Here is a 20,576-nt window from a genome sequence, read left to right as displayed (position 1 = left end):
TTTCAGAGGATCCGAGATGACCCTTCCTGCTTACAATCAGGCCCTGCTCGAGATGGCCCGCCAGAGCCTGGCGGAGCTGGAGCGCACCGCCGCCCAGAAGACGGGCAAACGCACCCCCGCCCAGGAGAGCCACTTTCTCTGTACCTGGATGGCGGATTCTCTCAAGGAGAAACGCTTCTCCCGGTTGGTGATGGAGGATCTCAAGACCTGGGTGCAACTGGGGCGGACGCTGGGGGCGGGGGCCGATCTCAAGGGGCTGCTTGAGCGGGTGCAGCGCCAGTATGAGCGTGCCATGCATGAGCCAGTACAGCTGGGGGCGCGCCTGGCCGATCTGCTCTTGGCGCTGGAGGGGGCGGGCTGGCTGGTGTTCACCGACAGCGAACTGAACACCCGGCAGCGGCTGCTGAGCCAGGGGCAATCCAGCCTGATCATCTCGGCCAGCGAGTATCAGGGCCATATCGAGGGAGGTGAGCTGGTCAAGCCCCTCACCCTCTATGTGCGCGGGGACGAGCAGGTACTGGCCGAGGCGGCATTTGCCCGGGGCCTGCTGCTGAGCCAGGGCAACAAGAAAACCACCCTGGTCAAGCACCACAAGGCCTATCGGCTGATGCCGGGCAACGCGCAGCCGGCCCTGGCGCTGCTGGCCTCCTGATCCCGCCTTCTCATCCCGTCACCCGGCCCTGCGCCGGGTTTTTTTTATGGCAAATACGCCCCACGGGGTTGCCTGCACGCCCGGGGCCGGGCGGGCAATCTTTGTCGCAGCCAAGGGGCTCCCCCTCTGATGGGGGGCGTCCCCCATATGGAGGGATGGTGGGGTGGTGCTTCTGCTCTAGGGTGGATGGGCCCCAAAGAGGGCCTTAAAGGAAGCAGACCGCCTGACAAGGCGACACTCAATGAATGAGGAAACATGATGAAAGCGACTCCAATTGCCCTGTTGCTGGCCGGCGTGCTGGCGTCCCCGCTCTGCGCCGCCGGACTCGATGCCCGGCTCACCCTGGTGGAGGGCAGCACAGACGATGTGCGCGTCAACCTGACCCTGACCAACACCGGGGAGAAGCCGGTTCGTCTGCTCAAATGGCAACTGCCGGGCAGCGAGGATGCTCCTCTGTTCCAGGTGGAGCGTGACGGCCAGCCGGTGGATTACGAAGGGGCCCTGATCAAGCGGGCCGCACCGAGTGACAAGGACTACCAACTGCTCAAGGCAGGCCAGAGCCTGACAGTGCAGGCGGAGGTCTCCGGTCTCTACGACATGAGTGCCCAGGGCCAGTACAGCATCCGTTACCTGCTGCCGACCGTGGCGCAGGAGGGGAAAGCGGCCAAGGCCAAACAGGCCCAGGCGAGCGAGTCCAATGCCGTGACCCTCTGGGTGGACGGGGTGAGCGACGAGCGGGTGCTGGCCAAGGCGGCGGTGGCCGAGCCCCAGGCAGTGAGCGCCTCGGTCAGCTTCAGCGGCCGTTGCACCAACACCCAGAAGAGCGACATCCTGGCGGCGCTCGATGCCGCGAGTGGCATCGCCAACAACTCCAGCAGCTACCTCGCGGTGGACAAGCCGAATGGACAGCGCTACCGCAGCTGGTTTGGCGCCTATGACGCCACCCGCTGGAACCAGGCCGAGACCAACTTCAGCAAGATCAAGGATGCCATCGACAACAAGCCGCTCACCTTCGACTGCGGTTGCAAGCAGAGTTACTTTGCCTATGTCTATCCGGACCAGCCCTACAAGGTCTATCTGTGCAAGAGCTTCTGGACTGCGCCGGTCACCGGGACCGATTCCCGTGCCGGCACCATTGTCCACGAGCTGAGCCACTTCAACGTGGTGGCGGGCACCGACGATCTGGGATACGGTCAGGCCAATGCGCGCAATCTGGCGAGCACGGATCCCCAGAAGGCCCTGAACAATGCCGACAACCACGAATATTTCGCCGAGAATACCCCGAGCGAAAATTGAGTTGCAAACAGGGGCCGGATGGCCCCTTTTTTGACGGAGGCACCATGATGACACTCTTGCTCACCACCTTGGCACTGGCGCCCTTGCAGTGCGAGCTGTCGGTCAGCGCTGAGAGCGGGGTGAACGAACCCCTGCCCCTGGTGATGACCCTGACCAACCGGGGGGAGACGCCCCTCGAGGTATTGACCTGGTTCACCCCCTTCGAGGGGTGGTTTGCCGATGCCATCGACCTGACCCGCGATGGGCAGCCGCTGGACTATCGAGGGCCGCTTGCCAAGCGAGGTACCCCCGGGGACGGTGACTTCCTGCACCTGGGGGCAGGGGAGCAGAGCCAGGCCGATGCGGATCTGGCGCAGGCTTACGATCTGTCCCAACCGGGCCGCTACCGGCTCAGCTATCGTGCCCAGCCCCTGACGCTGACCAAGGGCGTGGCGCCCAGCTGCCCCGCCATCGACTTTACCCGGGTGGCCCCCTAGGCGATCTGCTGCTTGCCCTTGGTATCCAGCAGCCCGACGGCGCGGGGGGCCACCACCAGACCGCGTGACGATTGGCTTTCCCGCCAGCAGCATTGCACCAGCGAGATCACATAGTGAGCCAGGGTGTTGTCTTTATCCGGATGACGCAGGGGATGGGCCACCGAGTGGGTCGATAGCAAAATGATGAACATGAGGGGCGGTCCAGCCATGCCATGCACCGGGCCGACTCGTTTACACAGTCAAGGAGGAGACATGGCACTGGAACAACTGAAACGGGAGCTGGAGCGCTTTGGCGAGCAGAATGACGGCGCGCAACACTCCCGTGGCAGCAAGATGCTCAACATTACCCGCGACACCGGCGAACTGCTGGCGGTGCTGGTGCAGACGAGGGGGGCGCAGGCTGTGCTGGAGATCGGCACCTCCAACGGTTACTCCACCCTCTGGCTGGCCGAGGCAGTGAAACGGCTGGGGGGCCGGGTGACCACCATCGAGCTGGACGAGGGCAAACGGACCATGGCGGCGACCAACTTTCAGCGGGCCGGGCTCGACGCCTGGATTGAGCAGTTGGCGGGGGAGGCCGGCAGCCTGTTGCCCTGCCTGCCGACGGCGGGCTATCAGCTCATTTTTCTGGACTCCGAGCGCCGCCACTACCAGGCCTGGTGGCCCGAGATCCAGCGCCTGCTTGCCCCTCGTGGCCTGCTGGTGGTGGACAATGCCATCTCCCATGAGGACGAGATGAGGGAGTGGATGGCACAGGTGCGGCGTGACCCCGATTTCCTGACTTCCCTGGTGCCGGTGGGCAAGGGGGAGTGGCTGGTGGTGCGGTGCTAGAGCGCAGCACCAAAGCCAGGCATAAAAAAACAGCCCCGCACGAGCGGGGCTGTTTGCATGACAGCGTGGTTGCGACGGCAGATCACACGGCCAGGTAGTCCATGATCCCTTCGGCCGCCTTGCGACCCTCATAAATGGCGGTCACCACCAGATCCGAGCCGCGCACCGCGTCACCACCGGCGAACACCTTGGGGTTGCTGGTCTGGAAGGCATACTCGGCCTTCTCGGGCGCCTTGATGCGATCCCGGCCGTCGAGCTCGACACCGTGATCGCGCATCCAGGGTTGGGGGTTGGGCTGGAAGCCGAACGCCATCACCACCGCATCGGCGGGCAGCACCTGCTCGGAGCCTTCAATGACTACCGGATTGCGGCGGCCATTGGCATCGGGGGCGCCGAGCTCTGTGCTCACCACCTTGATGCCGCAGGTGCGGCCGTGAGCGTCCAGTTCGACCCCGACAGGTTGCAGGTTGAACATAAATTCCACCCCTTCCTCCTGGGCGTTTTTCACCTCCCGCTTGGAGCCCGGCATGTTCTCGGCATCCCGGCGGTAGGCGCAGATCACCCGATCGGCCCCCTGGCGGATGGCGGTGCGCACGCAGTCCATGGCGGTGTCGCCGCCCCCCAGCACCACTACCTGCTTGCCGGCGAAGTCGATGTAATCGGCTTGCGCCTTCTCAAAGCCCAGCAAGCGATTGGCGTTGGAGATGAGGTAGGGCAGGGCGTCATAGACCCCCGGCGCCTCTTCGTTGGCAAAGCCGCCCTTCATGTACTTGTAGGTGCCGACCCCGAGGAAGACCGCATCGAACTCGCCGAGCAGGTCGGCGAAGGTGACGTCACGGCCCACTTCGGTCTCGAGGCGAAACTCCACCCCCATCCCCTCGAAGATCTCGCGGCGGCGCTGCATCACCTCTTTCTCCAGCTTGAAGGAGGGGATACCGAAGGTGAGCAGGCCACCTATCTCCGGGTACTTGTCGAACACCACAGGGGTGACGCCATTGCGTGCCAGCACGTCGGCACAGGCAAGGCCCGCGGGGCCCGCGCCAATGACGGCGACCCGCTTGTCGGTCTTGACCACCTTGGAGAGATCCGGGCGCCAGCCCATCTCGAACGCCTTGTCGGTGATGTATTTTTCGATGTTGCCGATGGTCACGGCGCCGAATCTGTCGTTGAGGGTGCAAGCACCCTCACACAGTCTGTCTTGCGGGCAAACGCGGCCACATACCTCCGGCAGGCTGTTGGTCTGGTGGGAGAGCTCCACCGCCTCCAGAATGCGTCCCTCGTTGGCCAGCTTCAGCCAGTTGGGGATGTAGTTGTGTACCGGGCACTTCCACTCGCAATAGGGGTTGCCGCAGTCGAGGCAGCGATCCGCCTGCATGCCGACCTGGGCCTGGTTGAAGGGCTCGTAGATCTCCACGAACTGGATCTTGCGGATCTTGAGCGGCTTCTTGGGCGGGTCGACCCGCTGGACATCGATAAACTGGAATACGTTCTGGCTCATAGGGTTCCCTCCTTATTGCGCCTGGATTCTGAGTTCTGCACTGGAACGGCTGGTGTGGCCAAGCAGCGATTTGACGTCACTGGACTTGGGTTTGATCAGCCTGAACTTGGGCACATAGGAGTCGAAGTTGGCCAGGATCTCCTCGGCACGCGAGCTGCCTGTCTCGTTGAGGTGCGCCGTGATGATACCGCGCAGGTGCTCCTGGTGGATGGCCAGATCCGCCACCTCCAGCAGTTCGACCAGCTCGGGGTTGGTGCGCTTGGCAAAGTTGCCGCACTCGTCGAGCACGTAGGCGAAACCGCCTGTCATGCCCGCCGCGAAGTTGACACCGGTCTTGCCGAGCACGGTGACGATGCCGCCTGTCATGTATTCACAGCCGTTGTCGCCAATCCCCTCGACCACCGCCAAGGCCCCTGAGTTGCGCACCGCGAACCGCTCGCCGGCGGTCCCTGCGGCATAGAGCTTGCCGCCGGTGGCGCCATAGAGGCAGGTGTTGCCGATGATGGCCGCCTCGTGAGATTTGAACGCCACGCCGACGTGGGGTTTGATCACCAGCTTGCCGCCGGTCATCCCCTTGCCCACGTAGTCGTTGGCATCCCCGGTGAGGATCATCTCAAGGCCACCGGCGTTCCAGACGCCGAAGCTCTGGCCGGCGGTGCCGTTGAAGTGCACCTTGACCGGATCGGCCGCCATGCCCTGGTTGCCGTGGCGCTTGACGATTTCGCCGGACAGACGTGCACCCACGGAGCGGTCGGTGTTGCGGATGTCGTAGCGGAACTCGCCGCCACTCATGTTTTCCACCGCGTCCAGCAGGTCTTCCACCATCTTGAGGTTCAAGGGCCCCTTGTCGAAGGTGGGGTTGTGCTGCTGGCTGAACAGACTGGAGCCTGCCGGTGCAACCGGGGCCGCCAGGATGCCGGACAAGTCCAGCTTGGCCTGACGGGCGGTGAGGCCGGGCAGCGCTTCCAGCAGGTCGGTACGACCGATGAGGTCGGTGAGCTGGGTGACGCCAAGCTCGGCCATCAGCTCGCGCGTCTCCTCGGCGATGAACTTGAAGTAGTTCATCACCATTTCCGGCAGGCCGGTGAAGTGTTCGCGGCGCAGCTTCTCATCCTGGGTGGCGACGCCGGTGGCGCAGTTGTTCAGGTGGCAGATACGCAGGTATTTGCAACCGAGTGCCACCATGGGGCCGGTACCGAAACCGAAGCTCTCGGCGCCGAGGATGGCCGCCTTGATGATGTCGAGACCGGTCTTGAGGCCGCCATCCACCTGCAGACGCACCTTGTGGCGCAGGCCGTTGGCCACCAGCGCCTGCTGGGTTTCGGCCAGGCCCAGCTCCCAGGGGGAGCCGGCGTATTTGACCGAGGTGAGCGGGCTGGCGCCGGTGCCGCCGTCGTAGCCGGAGACGGTAATGAAGTCCGCATAGGCCTTGGCCACGCCACAGGCGATGGTGCCGACGCCAGGTTCGGACACCAGTTTCACCGACACCAGGCAGTTCGGGTTGATCTGCTTGATGTCGAAGATGAGCTGGGCCAGATCCTCGATGGAGTAGATGTCGTGGTGCGGCGGCGGGGAGATCAGGGTCACGCCGGGCACGGAGTAGCGCAGCTGGGCGATTTGCGCGGTGACCTTGTCACCGGGCAGCTGGCCCCCTTCGCCGGGCTTGGCGCCCTGGGCGACTTTTATCTGCACCACGTCCGCGTTCATCAGGTAGTGCGGGGTGACGCCAAAGCGACCGGACGCCACCTGCTTGATGCGAGAGTTCTTCTCGGTACCAAAACGCTTGGGATCTTCACCGCCTTCGCCGGAGTTGCTCTGACCGCCGAGGCGGTTCATGGCGATGGCCAGGGCCTCGTGGGCTTCAGGGCCGAGGGCGCCGATGGACATGGCCGCGGAGTCGAAGCGGGGGAACAGCCTGGCGGCTGGCTCCACCTGATCCAGCGCAACCGGGGTGGTGCCCTGTTTGAGGATGAGCAGATCCCGCAAGGTGGCGACCGGCCGCTCGTTCACCAGACGGGCATACTCCTTGTAATCGGCGTAGTTGCCGGAGCGCACCGCCACTTGCAGGGTCTGAACCACGTCCGGGTTGTAGGTGTGGTACTCGCCACCATGGACGAATTTCAAGAGGCCGCCCTGGGTCAGCGACTTGCGCCCGAGCCAGGCAAGACGGGACAGATTGATCTGATCCTGCTGGATGTCGGCAAAGTCGGCACCCTGGATGCGGCTCGATACGCCGCGAAAACACATCTCGACCACGGCTTTGGAGAGGCCCACTGCCTCAAACAGCTGGGAGCAGCGGTAGCTTGCCACCGTGCTGATGCCCATCTTGGACATCACCTTGTAGAGGCCCTTGTTGATGCCGTTGCGGTAGTTGAGCATGGCCTGGCGCAGGCTCATCTTGAGCACGCCTTCCTCTACCTGCTTGGCGAGGGTCTCGTAGGCGAGGTAGGGGTAGATGGCGGTGGCGCCAAAGCCCAGCAGCACGGCGAAGTGGTGCGGGTCGCGCACGCTCGCGGTCTCCACCAGGATATTGGCGTCGCAGCGCAGGTTGTTGTCCACCAGGGTACGCTGCACCGCCCCCACCGCCATGGCGGCCGGGATGGGCAGGGTATCCGGGCTGATGTCCCGGTCTGACAGGACCAGCAGCACCGCGCCGCTGCGGGCCGCTTCAGCTGCCTCGTGGCAGAGACGCTCGAGGGCGGCTTGCAGCCCCTCTTCGGGCTGGTAGTTGAGGCTCAGCACCGCATGGCGGTAGTGCTCACCTTCCAGGGCCAGCAACTGATGGAAGTCGGAGTAGAGCAGGATCGGCGACTGGAACAGCACCCGGTGGGCGTGACCGAAGGTCTCGTTGAACACGTTTTGTTCGCGGCCGATACAGGTGGCCAGGGACATGACGTGATTTTCCCGCAGGGGATCGATGGGCGGGTTGGTCACCTGGGCGAACATCTGGCGGAAGTAGTCGTACAGGGTACGCTGGCTGGAGGAGAGCACCGCCATCGGGGTGTCATCCCCCATGGAGCCCACCGCCTCCTGGCCATTCTCGCCGAGCACGCGGATCACCTGATCCAGCTCTTCAAAGGAGTAGCCGAACAGCTTCTGGTAAGTCTTGAGCCGGTCATCCGGGAATTCGCGCGACCCCGTGCTGGCATCGTCCATCTGCTCGAAGGGCACCAGACGCTTGCAGTGCTTGTCCATCCACTGCTTGTAGGTGTGACGGCTCTTGAGATCGTCGTCAATTTCGAAGCTGGTCCAGATCTTGCCGTTGCTGGTATCGACCACGAACAGCTCCCCCGGGCCGACACGGCCCTTCTCCAGCACTTCGTCCGGGGTGTAGTCCCAGGTGCCCACTTCGGAGGCCAGCGTGATGAACTTGTCCTTGGTGATGACGTAACGTGCCGGACGCAGACCGTTTCTGTCGAGTGCGCAGGTGGCGTAGCGACCGTCGGTCATGACGATGCCGGCCGGGCCGTCCCAGGGCTCCATGTGCATGGAGTTGAAGTCGTAGAAGGCGCGCAGGTCGTCATCCATGTTCGGGTGCTTCTGCCACGCAGGCGGGATCAGCAGGCGCATGGCGCGGAACAGGTCCATGCCGCCGGCCAGGAAGAGATCCAGCATGTTGTCGAGGCTGGAGGAATCCGACCCCGTGGTGTTGACGAAGGGGGCGGCCTCTTGCAGATCCGGGATCAGCGGGGTGGCGAACTTGTAGCTGCGCGCCTTGGCCCACTGGCGGTTGCCGGCAATGGTGTTGATCTCGCCGTTGTGGGCGAGGTAGCGGAACGGCTGCGCCAGCGGCCAGCGTGGGCTGGTGTTGGTGGAGAAACGCTGGTGGAACACGCAGATGGCGGCCTGCATGCGGATGTCGGCCAGATCCAGATAGAAGCGCGGCAAATCCACCGGCATACACAGTCCCTTGTAGACGGTGACCAGGTTGGAAAGGCTGACCACATAGAAGTAGTCGTCGCTGATGCGCTTCTCGATGCGGCGGCGCACGATATAGAGGCGGCGCTCGAGATCCTTGTCGACCCAGCCCGGAGGCGCGTTGACAAAGACCTGTTCAATACTGGGCAGGGACGCCTTGGCGATGGAACCGAGTACGTTGGTATCGATGGGCACCTTGCGCCAGCCGACCAGACTCAGGGTCTCTCTTTCCAGCTCCTCGTCGATGATGTCGCGAGTGGCCTGGGCCAGGATGGGATCGGGGTTGAGGAACAGCATACCGACCGCGTAGTTGCGGCCCAGGTGCCATCCCTTCTCTTCGGCGACAGCTCTGAAGAAGCTGTCGGGTTTTTGCAGCAACAGGCCGCAGCCGTCGCCGGTCTTGCCATCGGCGGAGATACCGCCGCGGTGCTGCATGCGAGCCAAGGCTGACATCGCGAGACGGACAAGCTTGTGGCTGGCTTCCCCTTCCATGTGGGCCAACAGGCCGAAGCCACAGTTATCCCTCTCCAGCTTTGGATCATATAGTGACATTGCATTTCTCCCTTGCTCGGCCTTCCATCGCACTGTCATCAACAGACTGCATAAATTGCGATTGGCTCTTGTGGTTCCGTCCGCCTGAGGTGGCGAATCTCCAAACTAATGGGATTTTCGGGCAAGGTCAATTGGACATCCCGCTTGTTTGCAATGTTACATCGCCATAACAAAATGTGGGTTTTTGAGACTCAATCAGCATTTTTGTGTATTTATAACTGCTTTTTATTTATTTGTTGGATTTATATTCTGGTTATAGACGGTTTAGTGGTTGACTGCATGGTGGCGGGAAACTGTAGTAATTTTACAAAGTCATCTCTGGTGTGCTTGGCGGGGATCACATTTCAGGATCCTGCGTCTTGCATTTGTCCATAAGCAGACTAAACAGGATTTTTTCAGTAGTTACAGCCGGTTATGGGCGAGAGGTTATGACACTTTTCTCCAAGTGGCAGGAGTGACAGGTTGTCAAAAGTGACCGTGAATGCTGACTGTTGGGTATTTATCGCATCTAACGTGAATATTTATATGATTTTTGGGTAGAGAGCGGGATTGATCCAGCGCAGCCTGCCCGCCGGGCTGCGTCGCTAGAATGACACCTCATTTCGGAGGTGTCATGCAGTTACACGAACTCATCAATACATTCGGCCAGGATCTCAAGCAACGCCACGGCCAGAAGATCCACAAACTCTCCATTCACGGGGCCTTTACCTGCCCCAACCGGGACGGCACCCTGGGCCGGGGTGGCTGCACTTTCTGCAATGTCTCCTCCTTTGCCGACGAGTCGGCCCAGCAACTCTCCGTGGTGCAGCAACTGCTGGCACGCCGGGACGAGGTGACCCGGGCCAGGCGCTATCTGGCCTACTTTCAGGCCTATACCAGTACTTATGCCGAAGTGGAGTACCTTCAGCGCATGTATGAAGAAGCCTTGTCGGTGAGCGACATGGTGGGGCTCTGCGTCGGAACTCGCCCTGATTGTGTACCCGATGCGGTGCTGGATTTGCTTGCAGGTTATCAGGCCAGAGGTTACGAGGTGTGGCTGGAGCTCGGGCTGCAAAGTGCCAACGACAAGACGTTGCAACGCATCAATCGGGGTCACGGCTATGCCGCCTATGTTGACGCTGTAACCAGAGCCCATCTGCGAGGCATCAAGGTGTGTGCCCATCTCATCGTCGGCCTGCCCGGCGAGGTGCCGATGGACAGCCTGGAAACCCTGCACCGTATCGTGGAGACCGGCGTCGAGGGGATCAAGCTTCACCCACTGCATGTGGTGGAGGGGAGCACTCTTGGCAAGGCGTGGCAGGCGGGACGGCTGGATGTGTTGACGATGGAGCAGTATGTGGCGGCGGCGGTCGCCATGATCCAGTACACGCCTCCCGAGGTGGTCTATCACAGGGTCTCGGCGTCGGCGCGCCACCCGACCCTGCTGGCCCCCGCCTGGTGCGAGAATCGCTGGAGCGCCATGACCGCCATTGCCGCGGCGCTGGCACGCTCAGGCCCTCAGGGACACTGCCTGGGACGCCCTTTTTCTCTCCCTTCCACGGGCGAGTGCCAACTCTAATTTCGTCAAAAAAACAGTGGGTTATTAGATGAAATTCAGTCTTTGGAGTATAGTTTCGTTCAAGTCACCTTGATAAGATGGTCGGCTTGAAAAAAGATATAGTTATCAATAACTCTTTGCAGTTTGTATACCGGGCGGGCTTTCTTCGTACCGGGTGGCATATTTCTTGGCAACATCAGGTGCCCGGCATGTCCCCTCCGTTTCCGGCATGAAAATCTGTGAGGGAGGCGAGACATGCAGTGTCCCGGCTCTGTGCGCTAATCGGGTTGTGGGTCTGGGTGGCGAGGTCTGTTCTGTTTTTCCGGATCGCCGCCGGGCTTTGGATATTCGGCCCCGAAACAACCTTCTGAATCATGTTTGATGGGATGCTATGCAAGCAGAAACCAGCCATATAGATGAACTGTTGGAGTGCCTGGTCTTTTTGACCCGCTTTTACGGGGTGCCCAACAGTCAGGATGCTCTCACCACCGGCTTGCCACTGGTCTCCGGGCGTCTCAGCACGGCGCTCTTCAGTCGTGCCGCCGAGCGGGGCGGTCTCTCTGCCCGCGAAGTGATCCAGCCCCTTGAACAGATCTCCTCCCTGCTGCTGCCCTGCGTCTTGCAGACGCGCAATGGCGGCGCCTGCATCTTGCTTGAATGGAATGAAGAACGGACCCAGGCGAGGGTCATCTTTCCCCAGGCCGGAGACGCGGCCCAATGGGTCAGTCTTGCCCAGCTGGGTGACGAGTACAATGGTCGTTTGTTCTACGTCAAGCGGCAGTTCAAGTTTGATGAGCGCTCGCCCAAAGTGCTGGAGACCCGTGATGGTCACTGGTTCTGGAGCACCTTGTTCGAGTCCCGCGGTATCTATCGGGATGTGCTGGTGGCCTCGATCCTCATCAACCTGTTTGCCATCGCCAGCCCCCTGTTCACCATGAACGTCTATGACAAGATTGTGCCCAACCTGGCATTCGACTCCCTCTGGGTGCTGGCGGTTGGAGCCATGGTGGTGTTCACCTTCGACTTCGTGATGCGCCAGCTGCGCAGCTACTTCATCGATATTGCAGGCAAGAAATCCGACGTGCTGTTGTCGGCCAAAATCTTTGCCAAGGTGATGGGCATGAAGATGGAGTCCAGGCCTGCGTCGACCGGTGCCTTTGCCAAGCACTTGCAGGAGTTTGAATCGGTGCGCGAGTTTTTCACGTCGGCGACCGTCTCCACCCTGATCGATCTGCCGTTTGCCATCTTCTTCCTCTTCATCATCTGGATTTTCGCCGGTGTCATGGTGGTGGTGCCCATCATCGCCATCCTGATCCTGGTGGCCTACAGCTTCTACATTCAGGCACCGCTGAAGCAATCCATCGAGGAGGGCTCCCGGCTCGCCTCCCAGAAGAACGCCAATCTGATCGAAAGCATCTCGGGCCTTGAGACCGTGAAGATTTTCGGGGCCGAGAGCATGTTCCAGCACCGCTGGGAGCAGGCGGTGTCCCACATCTCGACCTGGGGCGTGCAGACCCGGCGCATCACCAACTCCATGTCTTCTCTGGCGAGCTACATCCAGCAGGTGGTGACAGTGGGACTGGTGATCGTCGGTGTTTACCAGATCTCGGAAGGGTTGGTGACCATGGGGGGCATGATAGCGGCCGTGATGCTGTCGAGCCGGGCCATCGCCCCCATGGTGCAGCTATCGGTGCTTTCCACCCGCTACAACCAGGCCAAGTCGGCACTCGAGATCCTGGAGAAGATAATGATGACGCCGGGTGAGCAGGAGGAGGGCAGGCAGTACATCCACCATCCGGTCATCCAGGGGCGCATCGAGTTTGAAAATGTCTCCTTCAAGTATCCGGGCATGGAGAGCAGTACCCTGCACAACATCAACCTGCGCATCGAGCCGGGTGAGAAGGTGGCCATCATCGGACGCATCGGTGCGGGTAAAACCACGCTGGAGAAATTGTTGATGGGCCTCTATCGCCCGACTGACGGCCTGGTGCGTCTGGATGGCTTTGAGCTGGACCAACTGCCGCCGACCATCATTCGCCGCAACATCGGCTGTGTGCCGCAAGATGTGACCCTCTTCTTTGGTTCAGTTCGGGACAACATCATGCTGGGCAATCCCCTGGTGGACGATGCCCGTGTCTTGCGCGCCGCCAAGCGGGCCGGGGTCACCAACTTTACCAACCGGGATCCCAACGGTCTCGACAGACAGATTGGCGAAGGGGGACGTCAGCTCTCCGGTGGTCAGCGCCAGTCCATCCTGCTGGCTCGCGCCCTGCTCAACGATCCCCCCATTCTGGTGATGGACGAGCCGACCTCCAACATGGACAACCAGTCAGAGATGCACGTGAAGCAGGAACTAGCGCGGCTCGGCCCCGAAACCACCCTTATCCTCATCACCCACAAGACCTCCATGCTGGATGTCGCTTCCCGGGTCATCGTCGTGGAGCAGGGGAAGATAGTGGCGGACGGTCCCAAAGAGGTGGTGTTGCAGCAATTGAAGGAAGGCAAGGTGCGGGTGCAGGAGACGGCGAATGGCTAACCACTGGTTCAAGAAAACGCCCTCAGATACGGTCTTGCCTGCACCCGAGCATCTCGAGTACGTGGATGACGGCGCCGCCGCCGTGCTGCTGACGACACCCACCCGTGCCAGAGTCCTGCTGTGGGCCTGCTTCCTGTTTTTTGTCAGCGCCATCGTCTGGGCGGCCTGGGCCGAGCTGGATGAAGTGACCGTCGGCCAGGGCAAGGTGATACCGTCGCGCCAGTTGCAGGTGATCCAGAACCTGGAAGGGGGGATCGTCAAGGAGATCTTCGTCAAGGAGGGGGACATCGTCGAGAAGGGACAGCCACTGCTGCGCATCGACGATACCCGCTTCAAGTCGGATTTTCGCGAACGGGAGCAGGAGCTGGTCACCCTCAAGGGGGATATCGCCCGCCTGCGCGCCGAAATTCGCAGCGTGGTGGTCAAGAACGAGCCCAATCTGGGCTGGCGTGAACAGGTTGCCATCGACAAACAGGTCATCGAGTTCCCCGAAGGGTACGAGAATGTATTTGCCGAATATGCCGCCCGTGAAAGATCGGTGCAGGAGGCGCGGTTAAACAACCTCAAGAACCAGCTCTACATCCTGGGACAGCAGATCGAGCAGAAAGAGCAGGAGACCATAGAGCTCAATGCCAAGATCCGGACCGTGGGCCGCAGCGTTGATCTGGCTCGTCAGGAGCTGAACATCAGCCGTCCTCTCGCAAAAGAGGGTATAGTTCCTCAAGTGGAGCTAATTAAACTGGAGCGGCAGGTCAACGAAATGCAAGGGGAGCTGGAGGCGAACCGCCTGCTGGTGCCCAAGCTCAACTCGGTACTGCGGGAGACCATCTCGAAGCGAAATGATATCGCCCTGAAATTCCGGGCGGACTCCCAGACCGAGCTGAACGAACGTCAAGGCAAGTTGAGCCAGTTGTCGGAGGGTCAGGTCGGCCTCAGGGACAGAGTCGATCGTACCAGTGTGATCGCGCCTCTCAAGGGGACCATCAAAAAGCTCAAGATTAATACGCTGGGTGGGGTCGTTCAGCCGGGCATGGACCTGATGGAGATAGTGCCGCTGGAAGATACCCTGCTGGTTGAAGCCAAGGTGTCGCCCAAGGACATCGCGTTCCTCAGACCAGGACTGGAGGCCGTGGTCAAGATAACTGCCTATGATTTCACTATTTATGGAGGTTTACATGGCAAGGTTGAACAGATAAGTGCCGACTCAATCCAGGATGAGGAGGGCAATTCCTTCTATCTGGTGCGAGTACGAACCGAGAAGAGTTATCTGGGCGATGAGCTTAACGCACTTCCCATCATCCCCGGTATGTTAGCCAGTGCAGATATTATTACTGGTAAAAAAAGTGTCCTAGACTACTTGCTGAAACCCATCTTGAGGGCTAAGCAGTCGGCACTGAGAGAACGATAAGCCAACAATCTAAAAACAACATGACTGGAGATACCATGAAGAAGACGATTGTTGCCATGCTGGTTAGTGGCACCATACTGTTCCCGGGCCTGAGCCAGGCACAGACGCTGGAACAGTCAGTGGCGCAGTCACTGGCTACCCATCCGAAAATCAAGGAAGCTTTTGATCTCTATCAGGCACGACTGTATCAGCATGATGGAGCCAAGGGCGGCTATTACCCCACCATTGATCTGCGTGGTGGCGTCGGTTACGAGAAGACTGACAGTCCCTCTACCCGTGCCGCAGGTCCCAATTCACAGACGATCGATGACTCCATGACGCGCAAGGAGGCCGGGATCAGCCTTCGCCAGATGCTGTTTGACGGCTTTGATGTCAGCAGCAACGTGGCACGGACCGATGCCGCCGCCCAGGCCCAGCGCCTGGCGATGATCTCCGAGGCGGAGAACACGGCCCTGCGCGTGGCCGAGGTCTACCTCAACATGCTGCGTCAGCAGGAGATCCTGGAGCTGTCCAAGCAGAACCTTGAAACCCACGAACAGATCCGCAGTGACATCCAGAAACGGACCGACTCCGGTCTGGGGTCGACCGCTGACCAGACCCAGATCGACGGTCGTGTGGCTCGGGCGTACTCCAACCAGGCGGCGGCGGAGAACAACTATCGGGATGCCGAGAGCGAGTTCATCCGTGTCGTCAATGAAGTGCCCAAGGATCTCGTTCAGCCAGTACCGAACACCCAACTCCTGCCCGCAACACTGGAAGATGCGCTGAAGACGGCAACAGAGGTTCACCCGACCCTGCTGTCATCCCTGCAGGACATCGAAGAGGCGAAGTATCAGCATGAAGGCTCCAAGTCCGGGTTCTACCCGAACGTAGCCTTTGAAGTGGATCAGAACTGGAACGAGGACATCGATGCGGTCAAAGGCCGTAACGACGATCTCACCGCCATGGTCCGGATGCGTTACAACCTGTTCCGCGGTGGGTCCGATCTGGCAGAAAGCAAGGCAACCTCAGCGCTCTATTCCCAGGCCAAAGACATTCACATGAATGCCTTCCGTCAGGTGGAAGAGGGGACCCGCCTCGCCTGGAACGCCAAAGAGTCGCTGGCCAAGCAAAAAGTCTTCCTCAAAGAGCACGTGGACGCCAGCTATGACACCGTACAGGCCTACAAGAAGCAATTCGGCCTGGGCCAACGGACCTTGCTGGACGTGCTGAACACGGAGAACGAACTGTTCGAGGCTCGCCGCAGCTACATCACGGCCGAGTACGACTCCCTGTTGGCAGATTATCGTATCCTCAATGCCACCGGTGGTCTGCTCAATGCCCTGAATGTGCAGCAACCGGCTGAATGGCAGGCCAACAACAACTGATGGCCCTGCCACTGATGTCATATCAGGCAAGGGGAATGGCTGCAGCGTGCTGCAGTCATTCTTTTATGCGTCCGGCGGTCAGGGGATGATGGCGGCGTCATGACACAGAAAGAAGTGGCATCGACAGGCTGGAGCCGACGTGATGGGTATCGAGCTGTCGCAGGTGCACGTGCGCCCTGGCGGGTTCGCCTGCTGTGGCTGGTCCTGCTGGCGATCCCCCTGCTGCTCAGCGCCAGCCAGCCTCTCTCACCGGAGGATATGAAACTGGTCAAGCGCGCGGAGGAGACCTATGGCCCCAGGGCTGGCAAACGGGTCACCAGCTGGCGCACTTTGGCAATGCAGAACAAGGCAGCGGGGCTGACGGATCGGCAGAAGCTGGAGAAGGTGAACCAGTTCTTCAACCAGATGCGTTTCATCGATGACATCAAGTTGTGGCACAAGAAGGATTATTGGGCGACACCGCTGGAATTTCTGGGCGCAGCAGGAGGAGATTGTGAAGACTTCAGCATTTCCAAGTATTTTACCTTGCTGGAACTTGGCATCCCTGATGAAAAAATGCGAATGGTATATGTCAAGGCATTGGATTATAACCAGTTTCATATGGTCGTTGCCTACTATGAGACGCCTGCGGCAGTACCCCTGATTCTGGACAATCTTGTCGGATCAATTCGCCCGGCGACCCAACGGGCGGATTTGTTGCCAATTTACAGTTTTAACGGTAGTCACTTGTGGCTGATGAAGGCGCGTGGTCAAGGGGAACTGGCCGGGCAATCATCCCGCTTGGGATTATGGACAGACTTACGCAATCGCATGACATCGGGGCGATTGGCTCGGCCTGCGGTCAATTTGGATGATTAACCTATGACGCTCTACAGACAACTATTGGCAACCATGCTGCTGCTGTTCGGATTGCTGTTTGCCGCCACCTATTGGGTGCAATTCAATTCGACCCGCAACTACCTGGCGCAGCAGCAGGAGACCACCGTCATCAATACGTCCACCGCACTGGGTCTGGCGCTGACCCCCTATCTGGAGAACGGCGACAAGGTCAGTGCCGAATCCGTGATCAAGGCGGTGTTCGACGGGGGTTACTACAAGCTGGTCCGTCTCGATCTGCTGGCCTCCAAGGATGTCATCGAGCTGGAGAACAGCAGCCATATCGAAGGGGTCCCACAGTGGTTCATTGGGCTGGATCTGTTCCCTGAAGTGGCCAATGAATCGATTTTGACGTCGGGTTGGCTGCAACTGGGCAAGCTGAAGGTCGTCGGCCACCCTGGACAAGCCTACTACGAGCTTTGGAAAGGAATGAGCGAACTGGCCACCTGGTTCCTGGTCGGCTTTCTCGTCACCACTCTCTTGCTGATGCGGGCGCTCAATTATCTGCTCAAACCGCTCAAGCTGATTTGCGATCAGGCGGTTGAAATCGAGCTGCACCATTTCGGCCACGCCATTCCCGAGCCCAAGACCCGCGAGCTGCGGCAAGTGGTACAGGCCATCAATACCCTTTCCAGCAAGCTTGCCGTGCAGTTCAAAGAGCAGGCTGACGAAGCCGAGAATCTGCGAGCCCGCGTCTATGTAGATGCTGTCTCCGGGCTTGGCAACCGCTCTTACTTCGTCGGGCAGGTCAATGCCTGGATTGCGGAGGCCGGGCAGGGCGGGGTCATGCTGGTGGCTGTCGACATGCTGGACGATCTCTATCGGGAAGAGGGCTTTGCTGCAAGGGACAACATGGTCAAGTCCATTGCACAGGTGCTCAGGGAACTGCTGGATGGCTGGGATGGCGCGGCGCTGGCCCGGATCTCGGCGACGGAGTATGCCTTGCTCTGCCCCACCGATGACCTGTCTCAGCTCAAGGAGCTGGCGGAGCTCATCAACAGCCGTATCGCCGATCTGGTTGTCAATCCCATGGGAGAAAGCGGTGCGCTGTCCGTCGTCGGCATCGCCGGCCGTGATGGCAATGACGATCTCTCGGCCCTGCTGACGAAGGCGGATAACGCCCTTGGCAAAGCGCGCAATGAGCGGCGCGGTGCCGTCGTGATGGAAGGCGGCAATGAGCAGGGACTGATGGGACGCCTTGCCTGGCGAGACCTGGTGCAGGATGCCATTGCCAGACATCTCTGGCGCTTCAAGGCACAGCCTGCATGTCGCTTCGATGATGGTACCCGCTTGCATGCCGAGTTGTTCGCGGCCATCTCGCGAGATGGAACGGATTACTTCGCAGGGCAGTTCTTGCCTGCGATCGAGCAGTTCAAGATGGGGGCAGAGTTTGACAAGGCGGTGCTGGAAGCCTGCGTCCCCTTGTTCAAGCAGCAACCGGAATTGGTGTTGGCAGTCAATATCACGGCGGGTTCTCTCTGTTCGGATGAGTTCCTGACATGGCTCAGAGGCTATCTGTCGCTGAACGTGGCGCTGAAGGAGCGACTGCTGTTCGAGATCCCGGAAGCGGCCATCATGAAACACAAAGAGTATGTGACTCATCTGGTTGAGCTGTTGCGAGAGCACGGCTTCTTGTGGGGGGTCGATCACTATGGCCGGCACTTCCAGTCCCTCGGCTATCTGGAAGAGCTGACCCCCGCTTATGTCAAGGTGGACCACGGGTATACCAGCCAGGTCATGGAACCAGGCGCCGATACCTCCTTCCTGGCGGCTGTCTGTCGGGCTGCCCACAACGCGGGTGTCACGACCATCGCCACCCGGGTGGAAGATCAACGGCAGGTTGAATTGTTGTCCAGTTTGCATATCGATGGTTATCAGGGGTTCGTTCACCCAGCATTTCCACTGGCATAAGCGGTACAACTCGATAGAAAGGGGCCCATTAAGGGCCCTTTTTTATATCTGTTTAGAATATGTACATCATTTTTACGCGACATATAGGTAATATCACTAAAACTCGCGCTGTTACTTATTTGATTTTTATATGTAAAAAATATTCGTTCGATTCGCTGCATCGGATGAAGTCAAAGAGACTCAACCCTGTACATTTTTGCAACGGAAGCAGGACGGGGGCGTATCTAGAGTGTAGGCATCAAGATCTGTCACCCTGGAGCAATGGATATGCGCACCCAAATCATCGACAAAACCGTGGTCGTTTCTTCCGTAGAAGGCAACGTTCAGATCCTGCTTGCCCATGGCAGCAGTCGTCCTCTCCAGCCTGGCGAGATACTGCAGCCTGGCGCCAGACTCAATATCGCTGATGATGCCAAATTGATGCTGGCTCCCTACGATGACAAACCTGCAGCGGACAATGGTGTTCCGGCAGGGACAGAGATGCCTCCAGAGGGGCAATCTTCCTCATCGGTTGCCAATCAGCAGCAAGGCTCGCCTGAAGTGTCGCCAGAAATTGCGGCGTTGCAACAATCCATCCTGCAAGGGGTTGACCCGACCAAGAACTTCGAAGCCTCTGCTGCCGGTGGGGCACCTGCCGCCGGTGGTGGTGGTATCGGCGGGGTCGCTGGGGCCAGTGGCAATGGTGGTTTTGTTGTCATAGATCGCATCGGAGATGCGACCATAGCCGAGGCCGGATTTGATACCGGTTATGACACGTTGATCGATCAGAATGTGCTGCAGGAAGACGATCTTCTGCCCGAGAATCAGCTCGATGATCAGGATGAGTCTGTTGTCACCCAGGAAGATCAGGCCATCAGTGGCAATGTGCTCGACAACAGCAACAATCCGGATGGTCCCCTTGATACGTCTGTCATTTCCTATAGCTGGGGCAGCAATCAGGGAATTGCAGCTGGCGTTGAGAGCACGCTGGATGGGATTGGTACGCTGATCATCAATGCCGACGGCTCCTATACCTTTACCCCCGCGCTGAACTACACAGGCCCTGTACCTGCGGTCAATTACACCGTAACGGATGGGGATGATACCAACGACTCCACTCTGACCATCACCATCACCCCTGTAGATGAGCCTGTCTCGCTGAATGGATTGCTGGTCGAGGGTGGTGAGCTTGTCCTTGATGAAGCCGCGTTGCCGGATGGCTCAGCCCCCGATGGCGCCGCCTTGACCAAGAGCAGTACCTTTACATTCAATGCGGCAGATGGAGTACAAAGCCTGACGCTGGGAGGTGTGACGCTGATCAGCAATGGCCAGGTCTTGACCACCTTCCCCCAGGGGATCCCCAGTCCTTTGGGAAATCAACTGCTGGTGACCGGCGTCAGCTACAACCCGGTGACAGGGGTTGGCAGCGTGACCTACAGCTACACCCTGAACGATAACGAAACACATAACAAACCTGCAAATGATGGGGCTCTGACGGAGAGCTTCAACGTCGTGTTGACGGACCTCGATGGTGACACGACCAGTGCAGGGCTGGATGTCGTGGTGCTGGACGACGTGCCGACGGCGGTGAGCGACGTCAACCCGACGGTGGCGAGCGAGAACAACCTGGTCCTCAATGGCAATGTCATCACCAACGACGTGCAAGGGGCGGATGGCGCGGCAGTGACCGCGGGCACCCTGAGCGGGACCTACGGCAGCCTGGTGCTCAATGCCAACGG

The 20,576-nt window shown here is 59.8% G+C and carries 14 protein-coding genes; 11 read left to right on the top strand and 3 right to left on the bottom strand.

What is annotated here, in order from left to right:
- Positions 1–16 precede the first annotated feature (16 nt).
- The 3 genes from AB5Y53_RS04830 to AB5Y53_RS04820 all read left to right on the top strand — a co-directional run bounded on the left by AB5Y53_RS04830 (position 17) and on the right by AB5Y53_RS04820 (position 2,424).
- Positions 17–652, top strand: coding sequence for a DUF2913 family protein (locus AB5Y53_RS04830; RefSeq protein ID WP_045524285.1), 636 nt, complete (start codon positions 17–19; stop codon positions 650–652).
- A gap of 255 nt (positions 653–907) precedes the next feature.
- Entirely contained in the window at positions 908–1,948 is a 1,041-nt protein-coding gene (locus AB5Y53_RS04825; protein ID WP_041213093.1) for a M35 family metallo-endopeptidase, read from the top strand.
- 44 nt (positions 1,949–1,992) lie between these two features.
- A complete protein-coding gene (locus AB5Y53_RS04820) occupies positions 1,993–2,424 on the top strand; it encodes a hypothetical protein (RefSeq protein WP_041213092.1) in 432 nt (143 codons plus the stop codon).
- On the opposite strand, the gene AB5Y53_RS04815 is transcribed toward AB5Y53_RS04820, so the two are convergent.
- On the bottom strand, positions 2,421–2,615 hold the full coding sequence (locus tag AB5Y53_RS04815) for a hypothetical protein (RefSeq protein ID WP_368181245.1): 195 nt from the start codon (positions 2,613–2,615) through the stop codon (positions 2,421–2,423). The genes AB5Y53_RS04820 and AB5Y53_RS04815 overlap by 4 nt on opposite strands.
- Positions 2,616–2,676: 61 nt before the next feature.
- Between AB5Y53_RS04815 and AB5Y53_RS04810 the strand changes: the two genes are divergently transcribed.
- Entirely contained in the window at positions 2,677–3,255 is a 579-nt protein-coding gene (locus tag AB5Y53_RS04810; RefSeq protein WP_368181244.1) for an O-methyltransferase, read from the top strand.
- A gap of 82 nt (positions 3,256–3,337) precedes the next feature.
- Here the strand turns inward: AB5Y53_RS04810 and AB5Y53_RS04805 are convergent, their stop codons facing one another.
- Positions 3,338–4,753: an FAD-dependent oxidoreductase gene (locus AB5Y53_RS04805; RefSeq protein WP_324041769.1), complete on the bottom strand. Its 1,416-nt coding sequence runs from the start codon at positions 4,751–4,753 to the stop codon at positions 3,338–3,340.
- Between the two features lie 12 nt (positions 4,754–4,765).
- Positions 4,766–9,223 carry a glutamate synthase large subunit gene (gene gltB, locus AB5Y53_RS04800; protein WP_368181243.1) on the bottom strand — a complete coding sequence of 1,486 codons (4,458 nt, stop codon included), beginning with the start codon at positions 9,221–9,223 and terminating at the stop codon, positions 4,766–4,768.
- 613 nt (positions 9,224–9,836) lie between these two features.
- Between gltB and AB5Y53_RS04795 the strand changes: the two genes are divergently transcribed.
- The 7 genes from AB5Y53_RS04795 to AB5Y53_RS04765 form a co-directional block, all read left to right on the top strand.
- The gene (locus AB5Y53_RS04795) at positions 9,837–10,781 is read left to right on the top strand and encodes a TIGR01212 family radical SAM protein (RefSeq protein WP_368181242.1); all 945 of its coding nucleotides are present in this window, start codon (positions 9,837–9,839) and stop codon (positions 10,779–10,781) included.
- Between the two features lie 370 nt (positions 10,782–11,151).
- Positions 11,152–13,296 (top strand): type I secretion system permease/ATPase, encoded by a 2,145-nt coding sequence (locus tag AB5Y53_RS04790; RefSeq protein WP_039040368.1) that lies wholly within the window; start codon positions 11,152–11,154, stop codon positions 13,294–13,296.
- Complete coding sequence (locus AB5Y53_RS04785) at positions 13,289–14,704, top strand: HlyD family type I secretion periplasmic adaptor subunit (RefSeq protein ID WP_368181241.1); 1,416 nt, start codon at positions 13,289–13,291, stop codon at positions 14,702–14,704. Before AB5Y53_RS04790 ends, AB5Y53_RS04785 begins: the two co-directional genes overlap by 8 nt.
- A gap of 35 nt (positions 14,705–14,739) precedes the next feature.
- Positions 14,740–16,071, top strand: a complete 1,332-nt coding sequence (locus AB5Y53_RS04780; protein ID WP_010675164.1) for a TolC family outer membrane protein — start codon at positions 14,740–14,742, stop codon at positions 16,069–16,071.
- A 99-nt stretch (positions 16,072–16,170) separates the two neighbouring features.
- Complete coding sequence (locus tag AB5Y53_RS04775) at positions 16,171–16,929, top strand: transglutaminase-like cysteine peptidase (RefSeq protein ID WP_368181239.1); 759 nt, start codon at positions 16,171–16,173, stop codon at positions 16,927–16,929.
- A gap of 3 nt (positions 16,930–16,932) precedes the next feature.
- The gene (locus AB5Y53_RS04770; RefSeq protein WP_368181238.1) at positions 16,933–18,858 is read left to right on the top strand and encodes an EAL domain-containing protein; all 1,926 of its coding nucleotides are present in this window, start codon (positions 16,933–16,935) and stop codon (positions 18,856–18,858) included.
- Positions 18,859–19,125: 267 nt separating this feature from the next.
- Positions 19,126–20,576 (top strand): retention module-containing protein (locus tag AB5Y53_RS04765; protein WP_368181237.1); only part of this gene is annotated, 1,451 nt, incomplete at its 3' end.

The sequence above is a fragment of the Aeromonas sp. R7-5 genome, from assembly GCF_040908015.1.
GTDB classification, from domain to species: Bacteria; Pseudomonadota; Gammaproteobacteria; order Enterobacterales; family Aeromonadaceae; genus Aeromonas; species Aeromonas caviae.
Note: the sequence above shows the minus strand (reverse complement) of the source record. Positions and strands in the feature narration are given on the sequence as shown.